Annotated in this window: 12 protein-coding genes and 1 tRNA gene; all 13 read right to left on the bottom strand. The window is 32.5% G+C overall.

Annotated elements, in window-relative coordinates; genetic code table 11:
* Positions 1–6 precede the first annotated feature (6 nt).
* On the bottom strand, positions 7–2,499 hold the full coding sequence (gene galB, locus QVZ41_RS10940; protein WP_302884614.1) for a beta-galactosidase GalB: 2,493 nt from the start codon (positions 2,497–2,499) through the stop codon (positions 7–9).
* A 90-nt stretch (positions 2,500–2,589) separates the two neighbouring features.
* Positions 2,590–3,459: a hypothetical protein gene (locus QVZ41_RS10935; protein WP_302884613.1), complete on the bottom strand. Its 870-nt coding sequence runs from the start codon at positions 3,457–3,459 to the stop codon at positions 2,590–2,592.
* An 18-nt stretch (positions 3,460–3,477) separates the two neighbouring features.
* On the bottom strand, positions 3,478–5,058 hold the full coding sequence (locus tag QVZ41_RS10930) for a RagB/SusD family nutrient uptake outer membrane protein (protein ID WP_302884612.1): 1,581 nt from the start codon (positions 5,056–5,058) through the stop codon (positions 3,478–3,480).
* Positions 5,059–5,071: 13 nt separating this feature from the next.
* Positions 5,072–8,188: a SusC/RagA family TonB-linked outer membrane protein gene (locus QVZ41_RS10925; RefSeq protein ID WP_302884611.1), complete on the bottom strand. Its 3,117-nt coding sequence runs from the start codon at positions 8,186–8,188 to the stop codon at positions 5,072–5,074.
* Positions 8,189–8,666: 478 nt separating this feature from the next.
* A complete protein-coding gene (locus QVZ41_RS10920) occupies positions 8,667–12,647 on the bottom strand; it encodes a two-component regulator propeller domain-containing protein (protein WP_302884610.1) in 3,981 nt (1,326 codons plus the stop codon).
* Between the two features lie 151 nt (positions 12,648–12,798).
* A tRNA-Arg gene (locus QVZ41_RS10915) sits at positions 12,799–12,872 on the bottom strand.
* A 216-nt stretch (positions 12,873–13,088) separates the two neighbouring features.
* The gene (locus QVZ41_RS10910; protein ID WP_302884609.1) at positions 13,089–14,678 is read right to left on the bottom strand and encodes a solute:sodium symporter family transporter; all 1,590 of its coding nucleotides are present in this window, start codon (positions 14,676–14,678) and stop codon (positions 13,089–13,091) included.
* 73 nt (positions 14,679–14,751) lie between these two features.
* Positions 14,752–15,933, bottom strand: a complete 1,182-nt coding sequence (locus QVZ41_RS10905; RefSeq protein ID WP_302884608.1) for an aldose epimerase family protein — start codon at positions 15,931–15,933, stop codon at positions 14,752–14,754.
* A gap of 35 nt (positions 15,934–15,968) precedes the next feature.
* On the bottom strand, positions 15,969–17,477 hold the full coding sequence (gene araA, locus QVZ41_RS10900) for an L-arabinose isomerase (RefSeq protein WP_302884729.1): 1,509 nt from the start codon (positions 17,475–17,477) through the stop codon (positions 15,969–15,971).
* A 111-nt stretch (positions 17,478–17,588) separates the two neighbouring features.
* The gene (locus QVZ41_RS10895; RefSeq protein ID WP_073122336.1) at positions 17,589–18,290 is read right to left on the bottom strand and encodes an L-ribulose-5-phosphate 4-epimerase; all 702 of its coding nucleotides are present in this window, start codon (positions 18,288–18,290) and stop codon (positions 17,589–17,591) included.
* Positions 18,291–18,297: 7 nt separating this feature from the next.
* Complete coding sequence (locus QVZ41_RS10890) at positions 18,298–19,965, bottom strand: ribulokinase (protein ID WP_302884607.1); 1,668 nt, start codon at positions 19,963–19,965, stop codon at positions 18,298–18,300.
* Positions 19,966–20,037: 72 nt separating this feature from the next.
* Complete coding sequence (locus QVZ41_RS10885; RefSeq protein WP_302884606.1) at positions 20,038–21,150, bottom strand: glycoside hydrolase family 43 protein; 1,113 nt, start codon at positions 21,148–21,150, stop codon at positions 20,038–20,040.
* Between the two features lie 5 nt (positions 21,151–21,155).
* The gene (locus QVZ41_RS10880; protein WP_302884605.1) at positions 21,156–22,142 is read right to left on the bottom strand and encodes an arabinan endo-1,5-alpha-L-arabinosidase; all 987 of its coding nucleotides are present in this window, start codon (positions 22,140–22,142) and stop codon (positions 21,156–21,158) included.
* Positions 22,143–22,145: the final 3 nt, after the last annotated feature.

Raw genomic sequence — 22,145 nt, 5'->3', positions numbered from 1 at the left:
ATAATTTTATTGTTTTGTTGTTATCGTTATTGTACTTTCAATTAATCCATCTGCTTTAGCAGTTAATTCAATTTTCCCTGCTTTTTCGGTAGCCTGAACAATGACCAAACATTTTCCGTTTAAAGCTCTATGCTGTGTTCCTTTAAAAGATTCGTGATTGGTTGGATCACCACTAGCCACTCCTACAATTTTACCTGCCCCCTTTACACTAAAGTAAATTTGATTATTAGCTCTTGGAGCCAATACATTTTGTTCATCAGTAATATCTACAGTAATAAAAGACAAGTCATTTCCATCTGCTTTTATTTCCAATCTATCTGCCGATAATTTTAGTTTAGCTGGTTGATCTGCTGTTTTTATTACTTTTTCTAAAACAACTTTTCCGTTTTTTCTAGACACAGCTTTTAAAGTACCAGACTGATATGGAAAACGCCACATAATGTGTAAATCTTCATTTTCTTTACTTTTTACACCTAATGATTTTCCGTTTAAAAACAATTCCACTTCATCAGCATTGTTGTAATAAGCCCAAACATCTACCATTTGATTTTCATCCCAATTCCAATGTGGCAATAGGTGCAAAACATTTTTGTTTGTCCATTCACTTTGATACATATAATACACATCTTTAGGAAATCCAGCCAAATCAACAATTCCAAAATAAGAGCTTCTAGATGGCCACACATAAGGAGTGGGTTCTCCTATATAATCAAAACCTGTCCAGATATAAAAACCTGATAAGAAATCATGTTTTTTAATAATTTTCCAAGTGGTTTCGTGTAAAGATCCCCATGGTGTTCTTACTTGATCAAAAGCTGAAACGGTATTATCATCATTTCCTTCTGTAAACAATTTATCCCATCTTACTGGCCAAACTTTTGTGGTATCTGATGGAAATTCATAATAACCTCTTGTTTGTAATCCTGATGTTGTTTCTGTAGCGATAAAAGGAATATTCGGAAAATTTGTTTTGTGTTTAGCATAGGTTTGATGCGCATAATTATACCCAATAATATCTAACGCTCCTGATCCTGCTAATGCATTTGGCTTATCTGCAGTATCTTCAAATTGGATGGTTACACTTTTGTCAGTCACATGCACAGGCGGATTCATAGCAGCGGTAACCAAACGAGTTGTATCTAATGCCTTTACAATTGCATTTAATTCTCTCCCAATTTCAGCTCCTCTTTCACTCCACTGTTCTGGAACCTCATTTCCTACACTCCACATAAAAATACTTGGGTGATTTCTATCTCTTAAAATCTGATCCTCTAAATCTTTTTTATGCCAAGCTTCCCAATGATTTCCATAATCAAAAGCTGTTTTACTTTTTTCCCATATATCAAAAGATTCATCCATTACAATAAATCCCATTTGATCACATAAGTCTAATAATTCAGGAGCGGGAGGATTGTGAGCTGTTCTTATTCCATTCACTCCCATGTCTTTTATAATCTGCAATTGGCGTTCAATAGCTCTAGTATTAACTGCCGTACCCAAAGGACCTAAATCGTGATGCAAACAAACTCCTTTAATTTTTACTTGCTTATTATTTAGTATAAATCCTTTATCTAAATCAAAACGGAAACTCCTAATTCCAAAAGTAGTTTTATATTCGTCAACCAATTTTCCTTTAGACCATATTTGTGTCAATGCCACATATAATGTTGGATTTTCTACCGACCACAATGCTGGTTTGCTAATGTTAATTGATGATGTTAATGTTTGTTTGTTATTTGATGAAATCTTGATTTTGTTTTCATCAGTACTTGCAACTTCTTTATCCCCTAAAAAGAAGATAGTTTTAACCGTTGCTTTTTTGTTTTTCTGATGATCATTTTTAACCTCAACTGCAATTTGCACTGTTGCTTTTTCTTTGCTTACAGATGGTGTGGTTACAAAAGTCCCCCATTGATTTACGTGTAATTTATCAGTTGTTTTTATCCAAACATTTCTGTAAATACCGCTCCCAGAATACCATCTTGAATTGGGTTGATGGCTGTTATCAGCTTTTACCAATAATTCATTTTCACCTCCAAAATTTAAATACGGTGTTAAATTGTATTCAAAACCAATATAACCATTAGGTCTTTTTCCTAAAAAATGACCATTAATCCAAACTTGACTGTTTTCATAAATTCCATCAAAAACAATAGAGGTTAATTTATCTTGATTGTTTTTAGAGATGGTAAAATTCTTTTTATACCAACCCAGACCTCCTGCAAGTGCTCCTCCTCCTTCGCCTGTTGGACTGTTTTTATCAAAAGGCTGTTCTATGCTCCAATCATGAGGTAAGTTTAACAACCTCCATGAGGTATTGTTAGAAATACTATCTCTATTTTCTATTTCATCATTTAAATGAAATTGCCAATTTTTATTGAAAGATTCCTTTCTAGTTTGTTGCGCATTACTTTGTATAGTGAATACCAAGAAAGTAAACACACAAAGAAGCAAACACAAAGTTTTTCTAGGATTGATTTTTTGAATTTTTGTAATCATGTTGGGATATTGGAGTAATTTTAATAACGACCCATTCGAGACTATAAAACTCGAATGGGTGTTACTTAAAAAATGAAAAACTATTAACTATTAATTTTTAGGCTTAAAGTGATATACTAATAAAGCGACACCTTCTGTTGCATGTTGATCTCTAACTACTGCCAAACGCATTGATGTTTCTGAAATTTCTAACACTCGCATTTTTGCCCAATTGCTAACACCATTAAATTGATCTACATTACCACCATATAACATTCCAACTCCTCCGTTAAATATTATTAAATCATTATCAATATCAAATGAATAAGTTCCTGTTTTAGTTGTTTGAGCTGTACTTGCAGCTTCTGGAGAGGTCTGTGTAACAGATACATTGTATCCTCCGTTTAAATCAAAAGTCATTTCTCCCCAATCTTTATTTTCTAACAACCATTCATTTCCAGCATAATCTGGATACCAATTCCAATAATCTGAACCTGAAGGATTGTTTGGAAAATCTAATCCCGCAAAACCTAATGGACTTTGCATGTCTAATACCCAAGTTTTACCATTAACTCCATTGGTTAACATTTGCCATTCTGATGCACTAAAGTAGCTATCATCATTACTAGTTACGTTTAAAACAATAGGATCTGCTTCTACCGCTCCACCTCTTGTGTATGCTGTGTAATAAACATTGTAATCTCCAGCAAATGGAAAGTTAATCTCTAATACTTTTTTATTAGAATGTCCTAACTCATCTCCATTGCTGTTGGTATAAGACCAAAATGGAATCACATCGTTTTGACTACTTGTCATGGTAACTTCATTATTCTTTGCAGAATTTTGAGTTACACTAAATTCTAAATTTTCTTTATTGTACTTTACATCTGGTGTATCTATACGATCTTCAACAGGATTACATGCTGCAATACTGAATGCTGAAATACAGATTAAAATGAAATTGTATATTTTAGTTTTCATAAATATTAATTTTAAAAATTACCAACCAGTGTTTTGGTTAATAGTTCCGTTAGACAATAAAACTTGTGATTGAGGCAATGCAAACCATCCTTTTGTTACTGTTCTAAAAGTAACATCGAACTCTGCTCCATCACCTGAGTTATCAATAGCAGCTTTTGCTACGTCGACTCCCTGTCTGATCAAATCAAAATAACGTTGTCCTTCTAAAGCCAATTCCAAACGACGTTCGTTCATAATGCTAGCTTGAGTTACTGTTACATTATTTGTATTGTTTCCAAAAGCACGTTCTCTAACTCTATCTAAATCTGCTTGAGCAATTACATCATTGGTTCCAAGGTTTAATTCAGCAGCCATTAAAAGTACGTCTGCAAATCTTATCACTGCATAATCTTCGTAATTGTCAATTTGAAAATCTCCACCACCATCGGCAACAATACCATCACCAGCAGCATTTGTTATAGGACAATATTTTTTCCAAGCATATCCTGTAAATTGTCTTTGACCTCTTTCTTGTGCATCAAAGTTTAATCCCTCTGTTGCAAAATCGATAATAGTTGCGTCTCTACGAGTATCACCTATTTGATAAGCATTGTATAAATCTGGATTTACTGTAGCTCCACCCCAACCACTTGCATAGTTCCCGATGTTACTTCCTCTTGGTGCAATGTTTACTTGAAAACGGTTTCCTTCATGTAAATTCCAATCACCATTACCAGAGCTATTAAAACGAATTGCCCATACAATTTCTGTGTTTCCTTCACCCGCATACTCATCTAATGAAGCTGCCAACCAAAGATTTTTAAATTCAGGTATTAAATCATGCCCACTATTGTCTACCACATCATTGATATAAGTAATAGCTTCTGTTTTTGACACAACCCCTGCCAAATCTGTTTTGTTATAATAAGAAGTGTAAAACAAAAATGCTTTTGCCAAGTAAGCCTCAGCAGCCCATTTTGTAATACGACCATATTTTACGTTTCCTGGCGTAGAATAATTATCATTACCAAGATTGTCTGCTGCAAACTTAAAGTCATTGGCAATTAATGCATAAGTATCTTCTGCTGAAGATCTTGGTGTTTCAAATTCATCTGCAGTAATCGTGTGATCTAAAGCGACAATATCACCAAACATTCTAGCCAATTCAAAATGAAAGTGAGCTCTTAAAAAACGAGCTTCTGCTTCATATTGTGTTTTTAAATCGGCATCTATTCCCCAATCAATATTGTCTAAATTTTCTAACAATACGTTTGCACGGAAAATTCCTTGATAACAAGTTTTCCATACTGGAGCATTCATTTCTCTATCTGCATTGTTTTTAAATCTATCCCAATCTAAAGTAACTTGATCATCTGCTGTTCCAAAACCTCCGAAACAGTTGTCAGAAGCAATTTCTGATGTTAATAAAAAACCTCCGTATCCTTCTCTTTGCAAAGCATCATATACCGCAACCAAACCTTGATATCCATCTTTAGGAGTGGTGTAAAAATTTTCTTTTACTTTTTCAGTATATGGTTCGTTATTGATAAAATCATCTGAACAAGAATATGTTCCTAGTAATATTGCACTAACTAATAGCGCTTTTGTATATTTTTTCATATTTTTTTCGCTTTTAGAAATTAACATTTAATCCTAATAAATAAGTTCTTGGCTGAGGATAGAATCCTACATCAACCCCTCTTGCCCACGATTGATTTACGTTTCCGAATCCAATTTCAGGATCCATTCCTTGGTAATTTGTAAAAGTGAACAAGTTGTTTGCTGTAACATACAATCTAAACTTAGAGAACATTTTTAATCCATCTGTTAACTTTGCTAAGTCACAACCTAAATTCACTGCTTTAATTCTAAAGAAACCAGCATCTTGTACATATAAGTCTGAAAACTTGTTATAGTTACCGTTTTCTGTGGTTCCATAAGTGACACGAGGAATAGTATTAGACGTTCCTTCTGAAGTCCAACGGTTTAAAATTCTTGTGGTATAATTGTTATAAGGTCTTGAGTAATCGTGAACTCCGAAAGTATTTTGATTCCCTCCAACTCCGTAAGTATATACAGAAAAATCAAACGCTTTATAATTAGCTGTAAAATTAATTCCGTATTGGAAATCAGGATTAGGATCTCCAATCATAGATTTATCATTTTGATCAATTTTACCATCATCGTTTAAGTCTAAGAAACGAACATCCCCTGGTTTTGCATTTGGCTGAATTAACGTTCCGTTTTTAGCATACTGATCTATTTCTGCTTGGTTTTGAAACAATCCTTTTGTTTTTAATCCGTAGAAGTAACCAATAGGATATCCTTCTTGCACACGGTTCATTTCATCCATTCCTTGAAACAATAAATTGGGATCTCCGTAAATAATTCCATTTGCGTTATCTATACGTAATACCTCATTGTTATTGAATGAAATATTTCCGTTTACAGTAATAAATAAATCTTTATTAACTCTTGTTTTGTAGTTAAGACCTAATTCTACCCCTTTGTTTAAAATATCTCCTCCGTTAATAAAAGGTGCATCAGCTCCAGCAATATCTGGAACAGCTGCCTGTACTAACCAATCTTTAGTCGTTTTGTGGTAATAATCAAAAGTTAAATTTAAACTAGTAAAAATTTTAGCATCAAAACCTAAATCCCATTGTTCTGATGTTTCCCATTTTAAATTAGGATTTGAAATGGCATCAGGACTAGCACCTGTTTGTAAAGGAATTTCTGATTCCCCTGTTCCAAAGTGATAATTTTTATCATAAGAACTAATGGTAGACATATATGCAAAAGCTTTAGAGAATTGATCATTCCCATTTTGTCCCCAACTTGCTCTTAATTTTAATTTACTTACAATATCATTTTGTGGAAAAAACGATTCCTCATCTAAGTTCCATCCTGCAGAAAATGCTGGAAAGATTGCGTATTTATTATTAGCACCAAATTCTGATGAACCATCTCGTCTGATAGTTGCTGTAAATAAATACTTGTTATCATAATCATATAACAAACGACCAAAGTATGATTGAATACTATAATCTGTTCTTTTTCCAGAAACAGTGTTTTGTTCCTTGTCAGTAGCGTTACTTAAGTAAGCATGTTTAAAATCGCTAAATATTAAGTTCTTTCCAGTAGCACTCATTTCTTGATAAACTCCTTTACGAGCAGAAGTACCTAATAAAACATTAATATTATGAACATCATTAATAGTGGTATCATATTGTAACGTATTTTCCCAAATCCATGAAGTTCCATTGTTTGCACTTTGAGTGACCGATGATACGGTGTTATACCCTACAGTAGACAATTGGTAAATTGGAGAAAATGAACGATAATTAGAGTTGTTAATATCAACACCGAAACTTGTTTTAAAAGTAAATCCGTTAAGGAATTTTCCTTCAGCAAATACATTTCCTACTACACGATTGATTTTATTTTCGTTAAAGTTATTGTAGTATAAACTACCTAAAGGGTTTGTAATGTCTGAAGCAATACTTGAACCTGCAAAATTACCATTGGCATCATATGCAGACATGGTTGGTGGTGCATTTAAAAATCCTCTAATAGAATTGTTATAAACTCCATCATCTGAAACTCCGCTACTGTTTATGTTAGCAAAAGAGAAATTTTCACCAATTTTTAAATGATCTTTTATTACATTATATGTTGCGTTTGCTGTAAACGTAATACGATCATAATCAGACTGACCTGTTTTACTTCCAATCAATCCTTCTTGACCGTAGTAAGAAAGACCTGTTGAGTAAGTAGCTTTTTCATCACCTCCAGAGATTAATAAAGAGTGATTTTGTTTTAATGCCCCGTTGTTAAACAAATCATCTTGCCAATCGTGATTAGACATTGATGCAATTTGGCTGTTAGAATAAGCCGGAGCCAAACCTGTGTTTACTCTAGCCTCATTCATAATCATAGCATATTGCTTAGTACTTAAAAGGTCTAGTTTTTTATATACATGTTGGAAACCTGCATAACTATTAAAAGACACGTTCATTTTACCGTCTTTACCCTTTTTAGTAGTTACCAACACAACTCCGTTGGCAGCACGTGCACCATAAATGGAAGCAGCAGAAGCATCTTTTAAAATATCGATACGTTCTATGATTGAAGAATCTAAATAATCAATTCCGTTATCAACTACAACTCCATCTACCACGTATAGAGGATTACTATTTCCGGCAGTACCAACTCCACGAATATTTACAACCATTGCTGCTCCAGGCTGACCTGAACTTGCGCTAATGCTAACTCCTGTTGTTTGTCCTTGAATAGCACTTGTAGCCCCTAAACTAGCTGTTTGCACAATATCATCACCACCAACTACTGATGTAGCTGCGGTAGATACTTTCTTCTTTTGTGTACCATAACCCACTACTACTACTTCATTTAATTGTTCTGTAGAGGTTTTTAATACTACATTGATGACAGATGAACCATCAAAAGTTACTTCTTTAGCCTGATATCCTAAATATTCAAAACGTAAGATTTGATTAGGACTTACTTCTATTTGATAATTTCCATCAAAATCTGAATTTGTTCCTTTGTTAAGTCCAACAATCGTAATGTTAACTCCTAATAAAGGGGTGTTGTCTTGTCCAGTAACGGTACCCCAGACAACTTTGGATTGTGCTTGCACAAATCCCATAGATAATAATAAACAGAGCGGTAACAAGTATTTTCTTAGCACTGATGCTTTAAAAAAATCATGTAATTGATGTTCTCCCATAATAATTTGATTTAATTTTTAGTTTGAGTTCAGTTAACAACACATCTTATTTTATCATTTCAACAACCTAGTAGTTTAAATCACCAAAATTGAGTATCACATAAAATAATAATGTGTTTTTTGTGAATTGAATAATTATATCAACCCAACAATGCTAAATTATCATTTCATCATTTAGAACAAAGTACTTCATGTATTACATAAGGGGTGTTTATGTATTATTTTAAAGGTTTTTATGTATTCTTAAAAAACCATAAAACACTGAAAAACAGATACAAACAAAGACCACAAAAGGGTTCGTTTGTTTTTTAGACTAAGTAGACCTAAAAATAAGATGTCTAAAATGTAAAATTTAAGTTAACAAAGTTTCTGTTATAGAAAAAATAATTATAACAACTGATTCTTATGTGATCAGTAAATAAAAAATCACCAATGATGAAATTTTTATCACTGGTGATTTAGGTATTAAAAAAATGAATTATTTAAAACGCTTTAAGTATTCTGATGGAGAAACTCCAAATTCATTTTTAAAGTTGATGGTGAATCTTTTTGGGGAATTGAATCCAACAGCATAGGCAATTTCAGAAATTTGCAATTGACTTTCTTCTAAAAGCTGACGACCTCTTTTTAAACGAATGGTTCTTATAAACTCAGAAGGTCCTTTTCCTGTAATAAACATTAATTTTTTATACAAATGTGTTCTACTAAGTCCTACTGCTGCACTTAATTCTTCTACAGAAAAATCGGAATCAGAAATACGTTTTTCCACTTCTTTGATAGCCTTTTCTATTAATTGCTCATCTAAAGGAGTAATGGTAATTTCTGCTGGTGAAACATCCATTTTTTGACTAAAAGATTGATGTGATTTATTAGTCCATTCTAAAAACTTACTAATTCTAAGTTTTAGCATCTCAAAATTAAAGGGCTTGGTTAAATAATCATCAGCTCCTATTTCTAAACCTTCTAGCTTATTTTCTTCGGCAGCACGGGCAGTTAATAAAATAACTGGAATATGAGACCAATTGATGTTGTTTTTTACCTGCTTACAAAGCTCTGTACCACTCATAACAGGCATCATCACGTCACTAACAACAATGTGCACATCATTTTTTTTAAGTTGCTCTAAGGCTTCTTTTCCATTATTAGCAATAAGTATATGGTACTCATCTGAAAGATTGTCTTGGATAAAGCCACAGAGATCCAAATTGTCATCAACAAACAATAAAACTTTATGATCTATCTGTTTATCTTCTTTATGAGTTTCAAAAATCTCAACCTCTAAAGTTTCCTCTGTATTTTGTTCTTTTGTATCAATTGCTTCTATAATTGGGAGCTTAAATATAAAGTTACTTCCCTGAGGCAAATTGTCTGTAACACTAATAGATCCGTTATGCATTTGTACATATTCATTCACAATATGCAAACCTAAACCACTTCCTGTTTTTTCCTGCTTTTCTGAGGATTGATAAAATCTTTCAAATATTTGTTTCTTTTCTACATCACTAATTCCTTGACCAGAATCAGAGACACTAACACAAACGTAGTTTTCTTCCTGGTAAAGATGAACACCAACACTCCCTCCGTTATCTGTATATTTAAATGCATTTGAAAGTAAATTGAAAAAAATCTTTTTCACCTTACTTGGGTCAAACTCCATTGATAACTTTTCTATTTCACTTGAAAAAGAAAAACTCATTTGTCTTTCCTCTGCATAAGCATTAAATGGCACACAAATTTCTCTTATAAAATTCACAAAATTCCCTAAACGAGGCTGTAATGTTTCTGCACCAACATCTAACTTTCTAAAATCTAACAAAGAATTGATTAATTGTAGTAATTGCTCTGCATTTTTATTAATCATGCTTATTTTTTTCCTTAAACCATCTTCTAAATTTCCACTTAAAATGGTTTGAAGCGGGGTAATGATAAGAGTTAAGGGCGTACGTAAATCATGACTAATATTTGTAAAAAACCTTAGTTTCATTTCGTTTATATGAGTCTCTTGATCTAACTTTAATTGTTCTTTTTGCTTTTCGAATTTAAGATGATGATGTCTTCGGGTTCTGTAAATGGCTAATAGAATTAGTGCAATAAAAAATATCACATATACAATCAATGCTACTTTTGATAAATAAAATGGAGGCCTAACCACAATATTCATATTGGTAGTTTCTTGATTCCAAACACCATCACTATTAGAAGCTTTTATCATCAGTTTATAATCGCCTGGATTTAAAGAAGAAAATGTGATTTTATTTTCTTGAGTGTAGACCCAATTTTGATTAAAACCTTCCATTTTATAGGCATAATTAACTTTATCAGCATTTAACAAATCACCTGTGGTAAATTCTAAAGAGATTAATTTATCATCGTAACTAAGAATTAACTCTTTTGTTTTTTCAATATTGTGCTTAAGTAGTTGATGACCGTTATAAACAGAATCTACCAAAATTTCTTTGTTAGCAATACTCAAGCCAGTAAAAACAACTTTTGCCAATGGTTCATTTTTTTGAGCCATTTTATTTGGATTTACTATGGTATATCCTTCGGTTCCTCCAAAAAACATATCTCCATTGCTTAACTCACATATAGAATGATTGTTAAAATAGTTGTCTTTTAATCCATCTTTGGTAGAAAAATTTCTGCTAGTAATATTTAAAATCCCTTTAGTACTATTTTCTACAGACAAAACAGACAATCCATTACTTGTTGTTACCCAAATATTATTGTGATTGTCTTCTATAATACCACTTATAATGTTATCACACAATCCTTTATTTTTATCAAAAAAATGTATCGTGTCATTTTTAACATCCCAAATAGACAACCCTTTAGAATCCCCAAACCATATATTATCCTTACTGTCTTTATATATATTTGAGATGACTAGCTCTTTAAATTTCTGAGTTCCTTTTTTATTTGTTATATAAACTTTTTGCTCTCCAGTGGTTATATCTACAATACACAATCCATAATCTGTTCCAGCATATAATTTATCTCCTCCATCATAATACATATCTAAAACCGTATTTACCCCTTTGTAAGATATAATCTCATCCTCTGTTGTGATAGATTGAATTCCTCCACCTAAAGTTCCTATCCAAATATTTCCATATCTGTCTTTTTTTAAACTCCAAATATTGTTTGATGCTAGCTTACTATTCTCTTTTGTAAAATTCTTAAAAACTCCATTTTCATAACAGTATAGTCCTCCTAAATAAGTTCCTACCCAAATACGACCTTTATCATCTTCTTCAAGTGATACTATTGCATTGTTAGGAATAGGTAATTTTTTAATTTTACTCTCTTTGTTTTTTTCTTTAAAATACAGTCCGTTACCATCGGTACCTAACCAAAAATTTCCCTGACGATCTTCTAGAATAGAGCAAATATCTTTACTGTCAGAATTTTGGTTTTCTATATTTATAAAATTGTGAAAGCTATTATGATAAAAAGAAATCCCTTTTTTATTGTGCCCCAACCACATAACTCCTCTATTGTCTTGATAAAAACACCCTACATTATTGGAGGCTATGGAAGCATTTATTTCATCATCATGTAGTAAATTTAAAGTCGTGTCATTTACTGTATCATAAACAAATACACCATTATGATCAGTTCCAATCCAAATATGTCCTTTTTCATCGTCAAGTATTTGTAGTACAATGTTGTTCTTAGCAAACGACATCGATTCTAAGGGCAATTCTTTCCAATCTTCTTTTAAATTTTTATGATGATAGATTAAATCTGTTTTCTCATTAAACAACCATAATCCATTATTACTATCAGCATATAATTTATTATTCTGTTTAACCTGATTTGGTAATTTAATTATTTGTTGATTTCCTGTAGATTTTTCTAACTGTAATACATCTCCATATCTTACTTTTCCATAAAGATATTTGTAACTATCACTGAACTCTATAGACAACACATCTTTAACAGGAGACTTAACGTGGTATTTTTTTAATGATTTATCATGCGTATTGTATACATAAATTTGTTGATTACCTAGCACCCATACGTTTTGATTTCTATCAATATATATATGATACTCAAAATCTATTTCAATTCCTAAGTCTTTTAAATAATTGGAAACATCATTTACAAAAGAATCTTTATCTCTAAGATAGATGATATAACCAGAGATGGTATTAATCCATATATTCCCTAATCCATCTTCTTTTAAATCTGAGATATTGTCTGAAAGTAAGTGATTATACTTTTCTTTACTAGCGCTATAAATTTTAAAATCATAACCATCGTACCTATTTAAACCAAATTCCGTTCCTACCCATAAAAAGCCATAGCTATCTTTTAAGATGGATTTTACATAACTGTTAGACAAGCCATCATCTGTTTTTAAATGACGAAAAACATAGTCATATTGCCCAAATGCGTTTACAGAAAAACATAATGCGACAATAATGGTATATAAAAAAGATTTTGTTTTTATCATTTTAAACATTGTATTAAAGAAGTGAATACAGGTAAGAATGTATGTTAACTAAAATGCTATTTATATAAAAAAACAGCACATTAAAGCTAAACAAATTTAGACATTATTATAAAACAAAAAAGTCTTACTAAATTAATAGTAAGACTTTATGTGATGGCAGAAGGATTCGAACCTTCGACCGCCTGCTTAGAAGGCAGGTGCTCTATCCAGCTGAGCTATGCCACCTAGTATTTTTTTAAAATATGTTTTTTTGAACTTAGCAAGAATTACAATTTCTTGTTTTCCTTACGGGATGCAAATATATAACTTCTATTAATATATTCTCAAATTAATTTCACTTTTTTTAACTAAAATTTATAAACTTCAGAAAATCAATAATTAACAAAAAAGCAGATTATATTAATAATCTGCTTTTTTGTTTTATACTTGTATTTATCTGTGTTAAGATAAATAAATATATAAACTAACTACGATTAATACAACAACCGATCCTGCTATTTTTAAGTGTTTCCAAGGTGTAATATCAACTTGCTTAGTATACTCTAATTCAAAATCTGATTCTCGAGGTTTTAAACGGCTAAATCCATATAAAATCAAAACAGCCAAAGCAAAAATAATTCCCATCAAGTGTAAGAAATGAGGGAAGAAAATACCCTTTTCTGCAAATATAGGCTTGATGATATATAAGGAAACTAAATAAGTTACCACACTAAATATAATAGCAATATTCGCTGCTTTTCCAGATACTCTTTTAGAAAAATATCCAACAATAATAATAGCTAAAATTGGCACACTATAAGATCCATTTAATTCTTGTAGATAAGTAAAAATCCCTCCTTGAACTCCGTATAACAATGGAGCAATTCCCATTGAAAACAAAGCCAAAATAAAACCAAATGTTTTACCAGCTTTTACTACTTGTCTTTCATTAGCATCTTTATTAATATATTCCTTATAAAAATCTAATCCAAACAAAGTAACAGAACTATTTAATGCACTGTTAAAAGAACTTAAAATAGCCCCAAACAGTACTGCAGCAAAGAAACCAATAAATGCTGTAGGTAATACTTTTCTTACCAACATAGGGTACGCTTCATCGGCATTGGCCAAATCGCCATTAAAAATATAAAAAGCGATAATTCCTGGTAAAGCAACAATAATTGGTCCTAAAATCTTAAGAAAAGCGGCAATGATTAATCCTTTTTGTCCTTCCTTTAAATTTTTAGCTCCTAATGCTCTTTGAATAATTGCTTGGTTGGTTCCCCAATAATAAAAGTTTACTATAACCATTCCTGTAAACAATGTCCAAAATGGTACTGCAGAAGTTGCATCACCTATAATTACAAATTTTTCTGGTAATTCTGTAGTTAAAATATCTAGCCCCGTAAATACGTTTCCATCCCCGATATACATCAAACCAAAAACTGGAATTAAAGAACCTCCAATAATTAAACCTACGGCATTGATAGAATCTGAAACAGCAACTGCTTTTAAACCTCCAAAAATCGCATAGATACTACCAATGATTCCAATTGCTAATACAGTTACCCATAAAGTTGCTTCAGCAGTCATATTTAAAGCCTCTGGAATATCAAACATTGTATTGATAGCAAGCGCTCCTGAATATAATACTGTTGGTAACATAGAAATTGCATATCCTAATAAAAACAACATAGAAACTATTGTCTTTGTTACCTTACCATAACGTTTTTCTAAAAACTGAGGAATAGTTGCTATTCCTCCTTTTAAGTAACGTGGTAACAATACAAACGCTGTAAAAACCATTGCTATAGCAGCAACTACTTCATAAGCTATTACTGGTAAACCATCAGCAAAAGAGACTCCATTTAACCCAACTATTTGCTCTGTTGATAAATTAGTCAACAATAAAGATCCTGCAATCACAGGTCCTGTTAAACTTCGTCCTCCTAAAAAGTAACCGTCTGATGATGTTTCGTCTGTTTTTCTTGTTGCCCACCATGATATAACCGCTACTAATAATGTAAAAGCAGCGAAAGAAATAATTCCCATATTTTTTAATTTGATTTGATTTTTTTAATGATTTTACACAGCATTTGTTGCGCAATTTACAAACTTATTAATATTATTTTACACTAAACTTAAAAACTGTGCTTGATTTGTAATTTTGCCCAGGTTCTAATACAACAGAAGGGAAATCTTTTTGGTTTGGTGAGTCTGGGTAATGCTGTGTTTCTAAACAAAAACCTGTTCTATGTCCGTAAGTTCCTTCTTGTTTACTTGGCAAAGTTCCATCTAAAAAGTTTCCTGTATAAAATTGAATTGCTGGTTCGTTAGTATATACTTCTAACATTCTTCCACTAGCTTTATCATAAGCAGATGCTGCAAAAGCAATCTCACCTTCTTTACCATTTAACACCCAACAGTGATCATAACCTAAACCTCTTTTTAGTTGCTCATTATCACTATTAATTTCTTTACCAACTTGTTTAGCTTCTCTAAAATCAAAAGGAGTACCAGTAACATCTCTTAATTCTCCTGTTGGAATTAAAGTAGCATCCACAGGTAAGTATTTATCTGCATCAATTGTTACATCGTGATCCAAAATAGTTTTAGAAAAATCTCCAGATAAATTAAAGTATGAATGCTGTGTTAAGTTTAACACGGTTTTTTTATCAGTTGTAGCGCTATAAGATACTGCTAAATCATTTTTATCTGTTAAAGTATAAGTAACTTCAACTTTTAAATTCCCAGGATATCCTTCTTCCATATCTTTACTTAAGTAAGAAAGTACTAATGAAGCTGAATGCTCTGTTTGTTTTTCTGAGGCCGTCCAAACTTTTCTATGAAATCCTTCTGGACCTCCATGTAAATGGTTTTCTCCATCATTGGTTGCCAAAGTATATTCTTTTCCGTCTAAAGAAAATTTTCCTTTCGCAATTCTATTTCCAAATCTACCAATAAGAGCTCCAAAATAAGGATTAGGCTTTTCATATTGTGCTAAAGAATTAAATCCTAAAACAACATCTTCAATAACCTGATTCTTATTTGGAACTTTTAATGATTGTATGATTCCTCCATAAGTAATCACACTAACCTCCATACCATTACTATTCTTTAAAATATAGTTCTCAACAGGTATATGATCTTCTGTAGTTCCAAAAGACTCTTTGGTAATAGTTACCTCTTCTACCGTTTTAGCAACTTCTGTAGAAGTTTCTTTTTTCTTTCCATCTTTACATTGGACACTCACAAAAGAAACAAGCATTGCTGCTGCTATGTACAAACTTTTTTTAAATAATTTCATGATACAATTTTGATATTAGTGTTAATAATTAATTTTTAAAGACCGTGCTGAAACGTATTGTAATATGCTTCGTTAGCGTTGATCTTATCTTTAAATTCTCTTACAGTTGTTTTATCATCAATTACAAGTAATTCAATACCTGCAATATCAGCTAAATCTTCCATATATTCTGTAGTAATTGCCTGACTGTAAACTGTATGATGTGCTCCACCAGCTAAAATCCAAGCTGTTGCAGCTACTTCTAAATCTGGTTTACAATCCCACAATACTCTTGCTACTGGTAAATTTGGCAAATCTGCCATAGGCTCTACTGCTGTTACTTCGTTTACAATTAATCTAAATCTGTTCCCCATATCTACTAAAGATACGTTGATAGCCTCTCCAGCAGGTGAATCAAACACCAATCTTGCTGGATCTTCTTTTCCTCCAATTCCTAATGGATGAACTTCACATTTTGGTTTTCCACTAGCAATAGTAGGACAAATTTCTAACATGTGAGATCCTAAAACGTAAGATTTCTGTGGTGTAAAATGATAAGTATAATCTTCCATAAAAGAAGTTCCTTCTTCTAAACCGTAGTTCATTACTTTTAAAGCTCTTACCATTGCAGCTGTTTTCCAGTCTCCTTCTCCACCAAATCCATAACCATCGGCCATTAATCTTTGTGTTGCAATTCCTGGAAGTTGCTTTAACTCTCCTAAGTTTTCAAAAGTATCTGTAAAGGCTTTAAATCCACCTTCATCTAAAAAGGCTCTTAACCCTAATTCAATTTTAGCTGCATCTACCAATGACTGTCTTTGAGCTCCTCCTTCTAGTAATGATGGGGTTAACTCATAAGATTCCTCATAAACTGCTAATAAATCATTTAATTCTTTGTCTGTAATTTTCTCAATGTGTTTTACCACATCTGATGAATCAAAACCGTTTACAGAAAAACCAAAACGAATTTGTGCCTCTACTTTGTCTCCTTCAGTAACAGCAACTTCACGCATGTTATCACCAATTCTAGCTACTTTTAAGTTTTGTAATTCATCCCAACCTAAAACCACTCTAGACCAAATTCCTAATTTTTTCTGAACTGGTTCTGCTTGCCAATGTCCCACAACAACTTTACGTTTTTTACGCATTCTTGACATGATAAACCCAAATTCTCTATCTCCGTGAGCAGATTGATTTAAATTCATAAAGTCCATATCAATAGTACTCCAAGGAATCTCAGCATTGAACTGAGTATGTAAGTGACAAATTGGTTTGTTAATAATGCTTAAGCCTCTAATCCACATTTTTGCTGGAGAAAAAGTATGCATCCAGGTAATTAAACCAATACAATTTTTTGACTCATTTGCTTCAATACAAATATTTGTAATTTCATCTGGCGTTTTTACTGTTGGTTTAAAAACAATCTTTACTGGTATGTGAGAGGATGCATTTAATCCTTTTACAATTTCTTGTGAGTTTTCAGCAACTTGTCTTAAAGTTTCTTCACCATATAAATGTTGGCTCCCTGTAATAAACCAAATTTCTTTTTGAGAGATATCTAATATCATTATTTTACTATTTATTTAACTATTGTTTGTTGATATAAAAATGCCTAATGCTAATAATTATAATCAACTTCTATACTTTTTAACTACTAAACTTCTTTATTCCTAAACCTACTGACCGTAATAAGAATTTTTTCCGTGCTTACGTTCGTAATGCTTTTTTATTAATGAATCTTTTAATCTTGGAGCATTTGGATTGATTTGGCGAGTTAAATAGGCCATTTCAGCTACTACCTCTAACACCTTACTGTTATATACAGATTTTGCTGCATTTTTACCCCAAGCAAAAGGACCATGGTTTCCTAATAAAACCATTTCAACTTCTTGGTATGATAAATTTTTGTTTTTAAAACAATCTAAAATCTGAATTCCAGTATTATGCTCGTAATTTCCTTCAATTAGCTCATCTGCCATTGGCGGAGCACAAGGAATATCTGCTGTTAAGTGATCGGCATGTGTAGTTCCAAAAATTGGAATATCTAATTGAGATTGTGCCCAAGCCACTGCATATGTTGAGTGTGTATGGGTAATTCCTCCAATCTCTGGCCAATTCTTATATAAATAAGCATGTGTTTTAGTATCAGATGAAGGTCTTAATTCTCCTTCAATAATATTGTTATCAAAATCTACAATTACAATATCATCTGCTTTTAAATCTTCGTAAGGAACACCACTTGGTTTGATAGCAAAAACACTGTTTTCTCTATCAACAGCACTCACGTTTCCAAAAGTATACACCACCAATCCTAATGCATTTAATTGCATGTTGGCTTCGTAGCATTCTTGTTTTAAATCTTTATATTTAGAACTCATAATATTTTTATTTTGTAATAGATTCTACAAAAGTACTTAACTCGCTATATGACGCCATTAATGCTTCATAAGCTTCTAATTTTTCAGTTTCTGGAAAATATTCAGCTTCAAAATCACTACCCATTTTTTTACTAGCTTCAATTACGTTTGGATAAATTCCTGCTGCAACCGCTGCATAGATAGCCGCTCCCAAAGCTGGTGCTTGATCTGATGCTGCTACTTTAATAGGCATGTTTAATACGTTAGCTAAAGTTTGCATGATAAATGCAGATTTTCTAGCCACTCCTCCAATTCCGATTACCGTATCTATTTTAACACCTTCTTCTTCAAATCTATCTACAATTTTCTTAGAACCGAAACAAATAGCATTGACCAATGCTCTAAAAATATGTGGAGCTCTAGTACCCATTGACAAGTTAGTCATGGCTGCTTTTAATCCCTGATTGGCATCTGGAGTTCTACGACCGTTGATCCAGTCTAAAGCGGTAGGAATACTTTCTTCTAAAGAAATTTTCTCTGCATCTTCTGTTAATTTTTTAATAAAATTAGCATCAATTTCTTCTCTTAAAGCCTCTTTTTGTTCTGCAGAAAGAATATCAGAAGTCAATACCAAATTATCTACTGGCCAAGACAACATATCTTTAAACCAAGCCAACAAATCTCCAAAAGCAGATTGTCCAGCTTCTAACCCAATCATTCCTGGAATTACAGAACCATCTACTTGTCCACAAATTCCACGAACAGCTTTAGTTCCAATAGCTTCTTCTGGAGACACCATAATATCACACGTAGAAGTTCCCATGACACGAACCAATGTGTTGTTGTCTATTTTAGCTCCAACAGCTCCTGAGTGTGCATCAAAAGTACCCACTGCAATAACAGTATCGGTAGTTAAACCTAATTTTTGAGCCCATGCTGCATTTAAGTTTCCAGCAACCAAATCAGAAGTATAAGTTTCATCATATAAATTTCCTCTTAGCTCAGCTAAATAAGGATCTAATTTTGATAAAAATTCTTTTGGAGGTAAACCATTCCAGTCAGCGTGCCACATTGCTTTATGTCCTGCTGCACATCTACTTCTTTTAAAAGTTTTTAAATCCTTATTATCAATTAACAAATAAGTCATTAAATCACAATGCTCTAACCAAGTATGAGTCGCATTTTTTACAGCCTCATCTTCTCTAGCGATGTGTAAAATTTTTGCCCAAAACCATTCTGATGAATAAATTCCTCCTTCGTATTTGGTAAAATCTTCACCTCCCCAATTTGCTGCCAATTCATTAATTTCATTAGCTTCTTTTATTGCGGTATGATCTTTCCACAAAACCATCATTGCGTTTGGATTGTGCTCAAAACCTTTTGTTAAAGCCAAAGGAGTCCCATCTTTTGTTACCGGTACTGGAGAAGATCCAGTGGTATCAATACAAATCCCTTTGATATCTGCTGGATTTACATTTCCGTTTTCTACCACATATTTGATGGTATTTTCTAATCCCTCGATATGATCTAAAGGATGTTGACGAAATTGATTGATTGCTGCATTGCAATACTCCTTATTTTTCCATCTTTGGTAATAGTGTACGTTTGAAGATAACTCTTTTCCCGTTTGGGTATCTATCAATACAGCTCTCACAGAGTCTGAACCGTAATCTAAACCAATTACATAATTATTCATCTAAATAAATTTTAACTAACTAAGGGCAAATATAATATTTTATTTACAAGTGTTTAATAAACACTTTTATTTTTAATAATATTTAAATAAAGGTTTCCCATCTTTATCAAATCTAACTTTCATCATTCTTGCATGACGGTTAGGATCATATAAAGGATCTGCCTTAATCTCTTCTAATGGTCTGGTATCAGATGCCGGAACTACTGAAGGATCACCAACTGCTTTCTCATAAGATCTTGCATGATAAATCATTAACGGATCTCCATTTTCATCTACAGTAAAAGAATTATGTCCAGGACCGTAAATACCTTTTGCTTCATTGGTTTTAAGCACAGGTTGTCTAGATTTTTTCCATGAATTTCTATCCAACAAATCGGCTTCTTCATCAGCTTCCATAATTCCCATACTGTAACAGGCACCTGTGGCACTAGCTGAAAAAGTGATAAATATTTTCCCTCCATTTTTAATTACTGCAGGCCCCTCATTTACCCAAAAATCAATACGCTCCCAGTCATAATCTGGCGTGGTAAGCATAAATTGTACTGTTTTTAATTTGATAGGCGACTCCATTTCAGCTAAATATAAATTAGAAGCTGCAAACTGTCCACCTGTTTTCTCTGCCCAGCAGAAATAGCGTTTTCCGTTATGATCAAAAACAGTTCCGTCTAAAGAGAAATCAGTAAAACTCATAGGATCGTTATCTGCCGCTTGCATCTGTCCAAGTTCTATCCATTGATCATTTAACGGATCTTGACCAGAACACTCAATAACATACGGTCTTAATTTCCAGATATCGCTTTCTTGGCTACCTGCAAAGTACACATACCATTTACCATCTAAATAATGAATTTCAGGAGCCCAAATATGGCGACTCATAGGACCACTTTCGTGCTTTTCCCAAACTCTAAACGGTTTAGCATCTTGCAACTCATCTATGGTTTTAGCACGTCTTATTTCTATAGCATCATAGGTTGGCACCGATCCTGTGAAATAGTAATATCCATCTGTATGTTTATAAATAAACGGATCTGCACGTTGCAACACAATAGGGTCGTTTGATAAAGTAGCCTCTTGTTTAACAGCAACTTCTTTATTTTTTTCATTCTGTAATTTTTTATCTGTGCAATAAGAAGCACCTGTTACTATAACTACAAAAGCCACTAATATTTTAAATCTATTTTTCATGTAAATTATTTTAATTTTTGTTTTAAAATAGGCCATAAACGATCATCCCATTCCAATTCTGACACTTGCAATTTTGGAATGGCCCTATCATTAGCATCATAAGCATGATAAAAAATATAATCTTTACCTTCAAAAGTATATGTACTATTATGACCGGCTCCATACCAATTTTTGTCTCCTTCAATAATTAAAGTTCCACCTCCATTATTTAAATGTTTTCCATCCTTATCAACGTAAGGTCCCATTACATTTTTAGATCTACCTACCACTACTTTATAAGTACTTTTTTCTCTTCTACAACATAAATCCCAAGAAAGGAATAAATAATAATATCCATGCTTTTTAAAAATAAAAGGTGCTTCTAAGGCAGCATCTCCAGGATTGGTATCTTTTAAATCAAAAGACCTTTCTCTTCTTGCAATGGTAAACCATTCTTGTGGTTGAGCTACGGAACTTAAATCTGAATTTAATTTTACCAATTTTAATCCATTCCAAAAAGAACCAAAGGACAACCATGGAGTATTATTTTCATCAAACACTAAATTAGGGTCAATAGCGTTCCACATATCTCTATTAGGAACAGATTGGATTACAATTCCTTGATCTTCCCATTTATAATTTTCATCTTCAGGATTTAAGGTTGTATTTATGGTTAATCCAATTGCTGATGTGTTTTTAGCAAAAGCCGATACAGAATAATATAAGTAATATTTATTATTGTGATAAGAAATGTCTGGAGCCCATATGTGATTGTTGAAATCAGGAACCACCTCATCTGTCCATGTTGGTTTTTCTGAAAAAACAGGAGATAATTTTTTCCAATCTTTCAAATCTTTCGAACTAAACGCATCAATTCCTCTTCCTGTACAATACATATAATAGGTATCGTTTTGTTTGATGACAACTGGATCATGAACTACCACATTTTGCGCAAAAATATGGGATGAAAACAATAGGACTAATACAAATTTTATTTCTTTAAGCTGAATCATTTT

It is taken from the genome of Wenyingzhuangia gilva, from assembly GCF_030519655.1.
GTDB classification, from domain to species: Bacteria; Bacteroidota; Bacteroidia; order Flavobacteriales; family Flavobacteriaceae; genus Wenyingzhuangia; species Wenyingzhuangia gilva.
Note: the sequence above shows the minus strand (reverse complement) of the source record. Positions and strands in the feature narration are given on the sequence as shown.

Excerpts from the sequence above, each read along its gene's own strand:
- galB (WP_302884614.1), bottom strand. The coding sequence starts at position 2,499 with ATGATTACAAAAATTCAAAAAATCAATCCTAGAAAAACTTTGTGTTTG.
- QVZ41_RS10935 (WP_302884613.1), bottom strand. The coding sequence starts at position 3,459 with ATGAAAACTAAAATATACAATTTCATTTTAATCTGTATTTCAGCATTC.
- QVZ41_RS10930 (WP_302884612.1), bottom strand. The coding sequence starts at position 5,058 with ATGAAAAAATATACAAAAGCGCTATTAGTTAGTGCAATATTACTAGGA.
- QVZ41_RS10925 (WP_302884611.1), bottom strand. The coding sequence starts at position 8,188 with ATGGGAGAACATCAATTACATGATTTTTTTAAAGCATCAGTGCTAAGA.
- QVZ41_RS10920 (WP_302884610.1), bottom strand. The coding sequence starts at position 12,647 with ATGATAAAAACAAAATCTTTTTTATATACCATTATTGTCGCATTATGT.
- QVZ41_RS10910 (WP_302884609.1), bottom strand. The coding sequence starts at position 14,678 with ATGGGAATTATTTCTTTCGCTGCTTTTACATTATTAGTAGCGGTTATA.
- QVZ41_RS10905 (WP_302884608.1), bottom strand. The coding sequence starts at position 15,933 with ATGAAATTATTTAAAAAAAGTTTGTACATAGCAGCAGCAATGCTTGTT.
- QVZ41_RS10895 (WP_073122336.1), bottom strand. The coding sequence starts at position 18,290 with ATGAGTTCTAAATATAAAGATTTAAAACAAGAATGCTACGAAGCCAAC.
- QVZ41_RS10890 (WP_302884607.1), bottom strand. The coding sequence starts at position 19,965 with ATGAATAATTATGTAATTGGTTTAGATTACGGTTCAGACTCTGTGAGA.
- QVZ41_RS10885 (WP_302884606.1), bottom strand. The coding sequence starts at position 21,150 with ATGAAAAATAGATTTAAAATATTAGTGGCTTTTGTAGTTATAGTAACA.
- QVZ41_RS10880 (WP_302884605.1), bottom strand. The coding sequence starts at position 22,142 with ATGATTCAGCTTAAAGAAATAAAATTTGTATTAGTCCTATTGTTTTCA.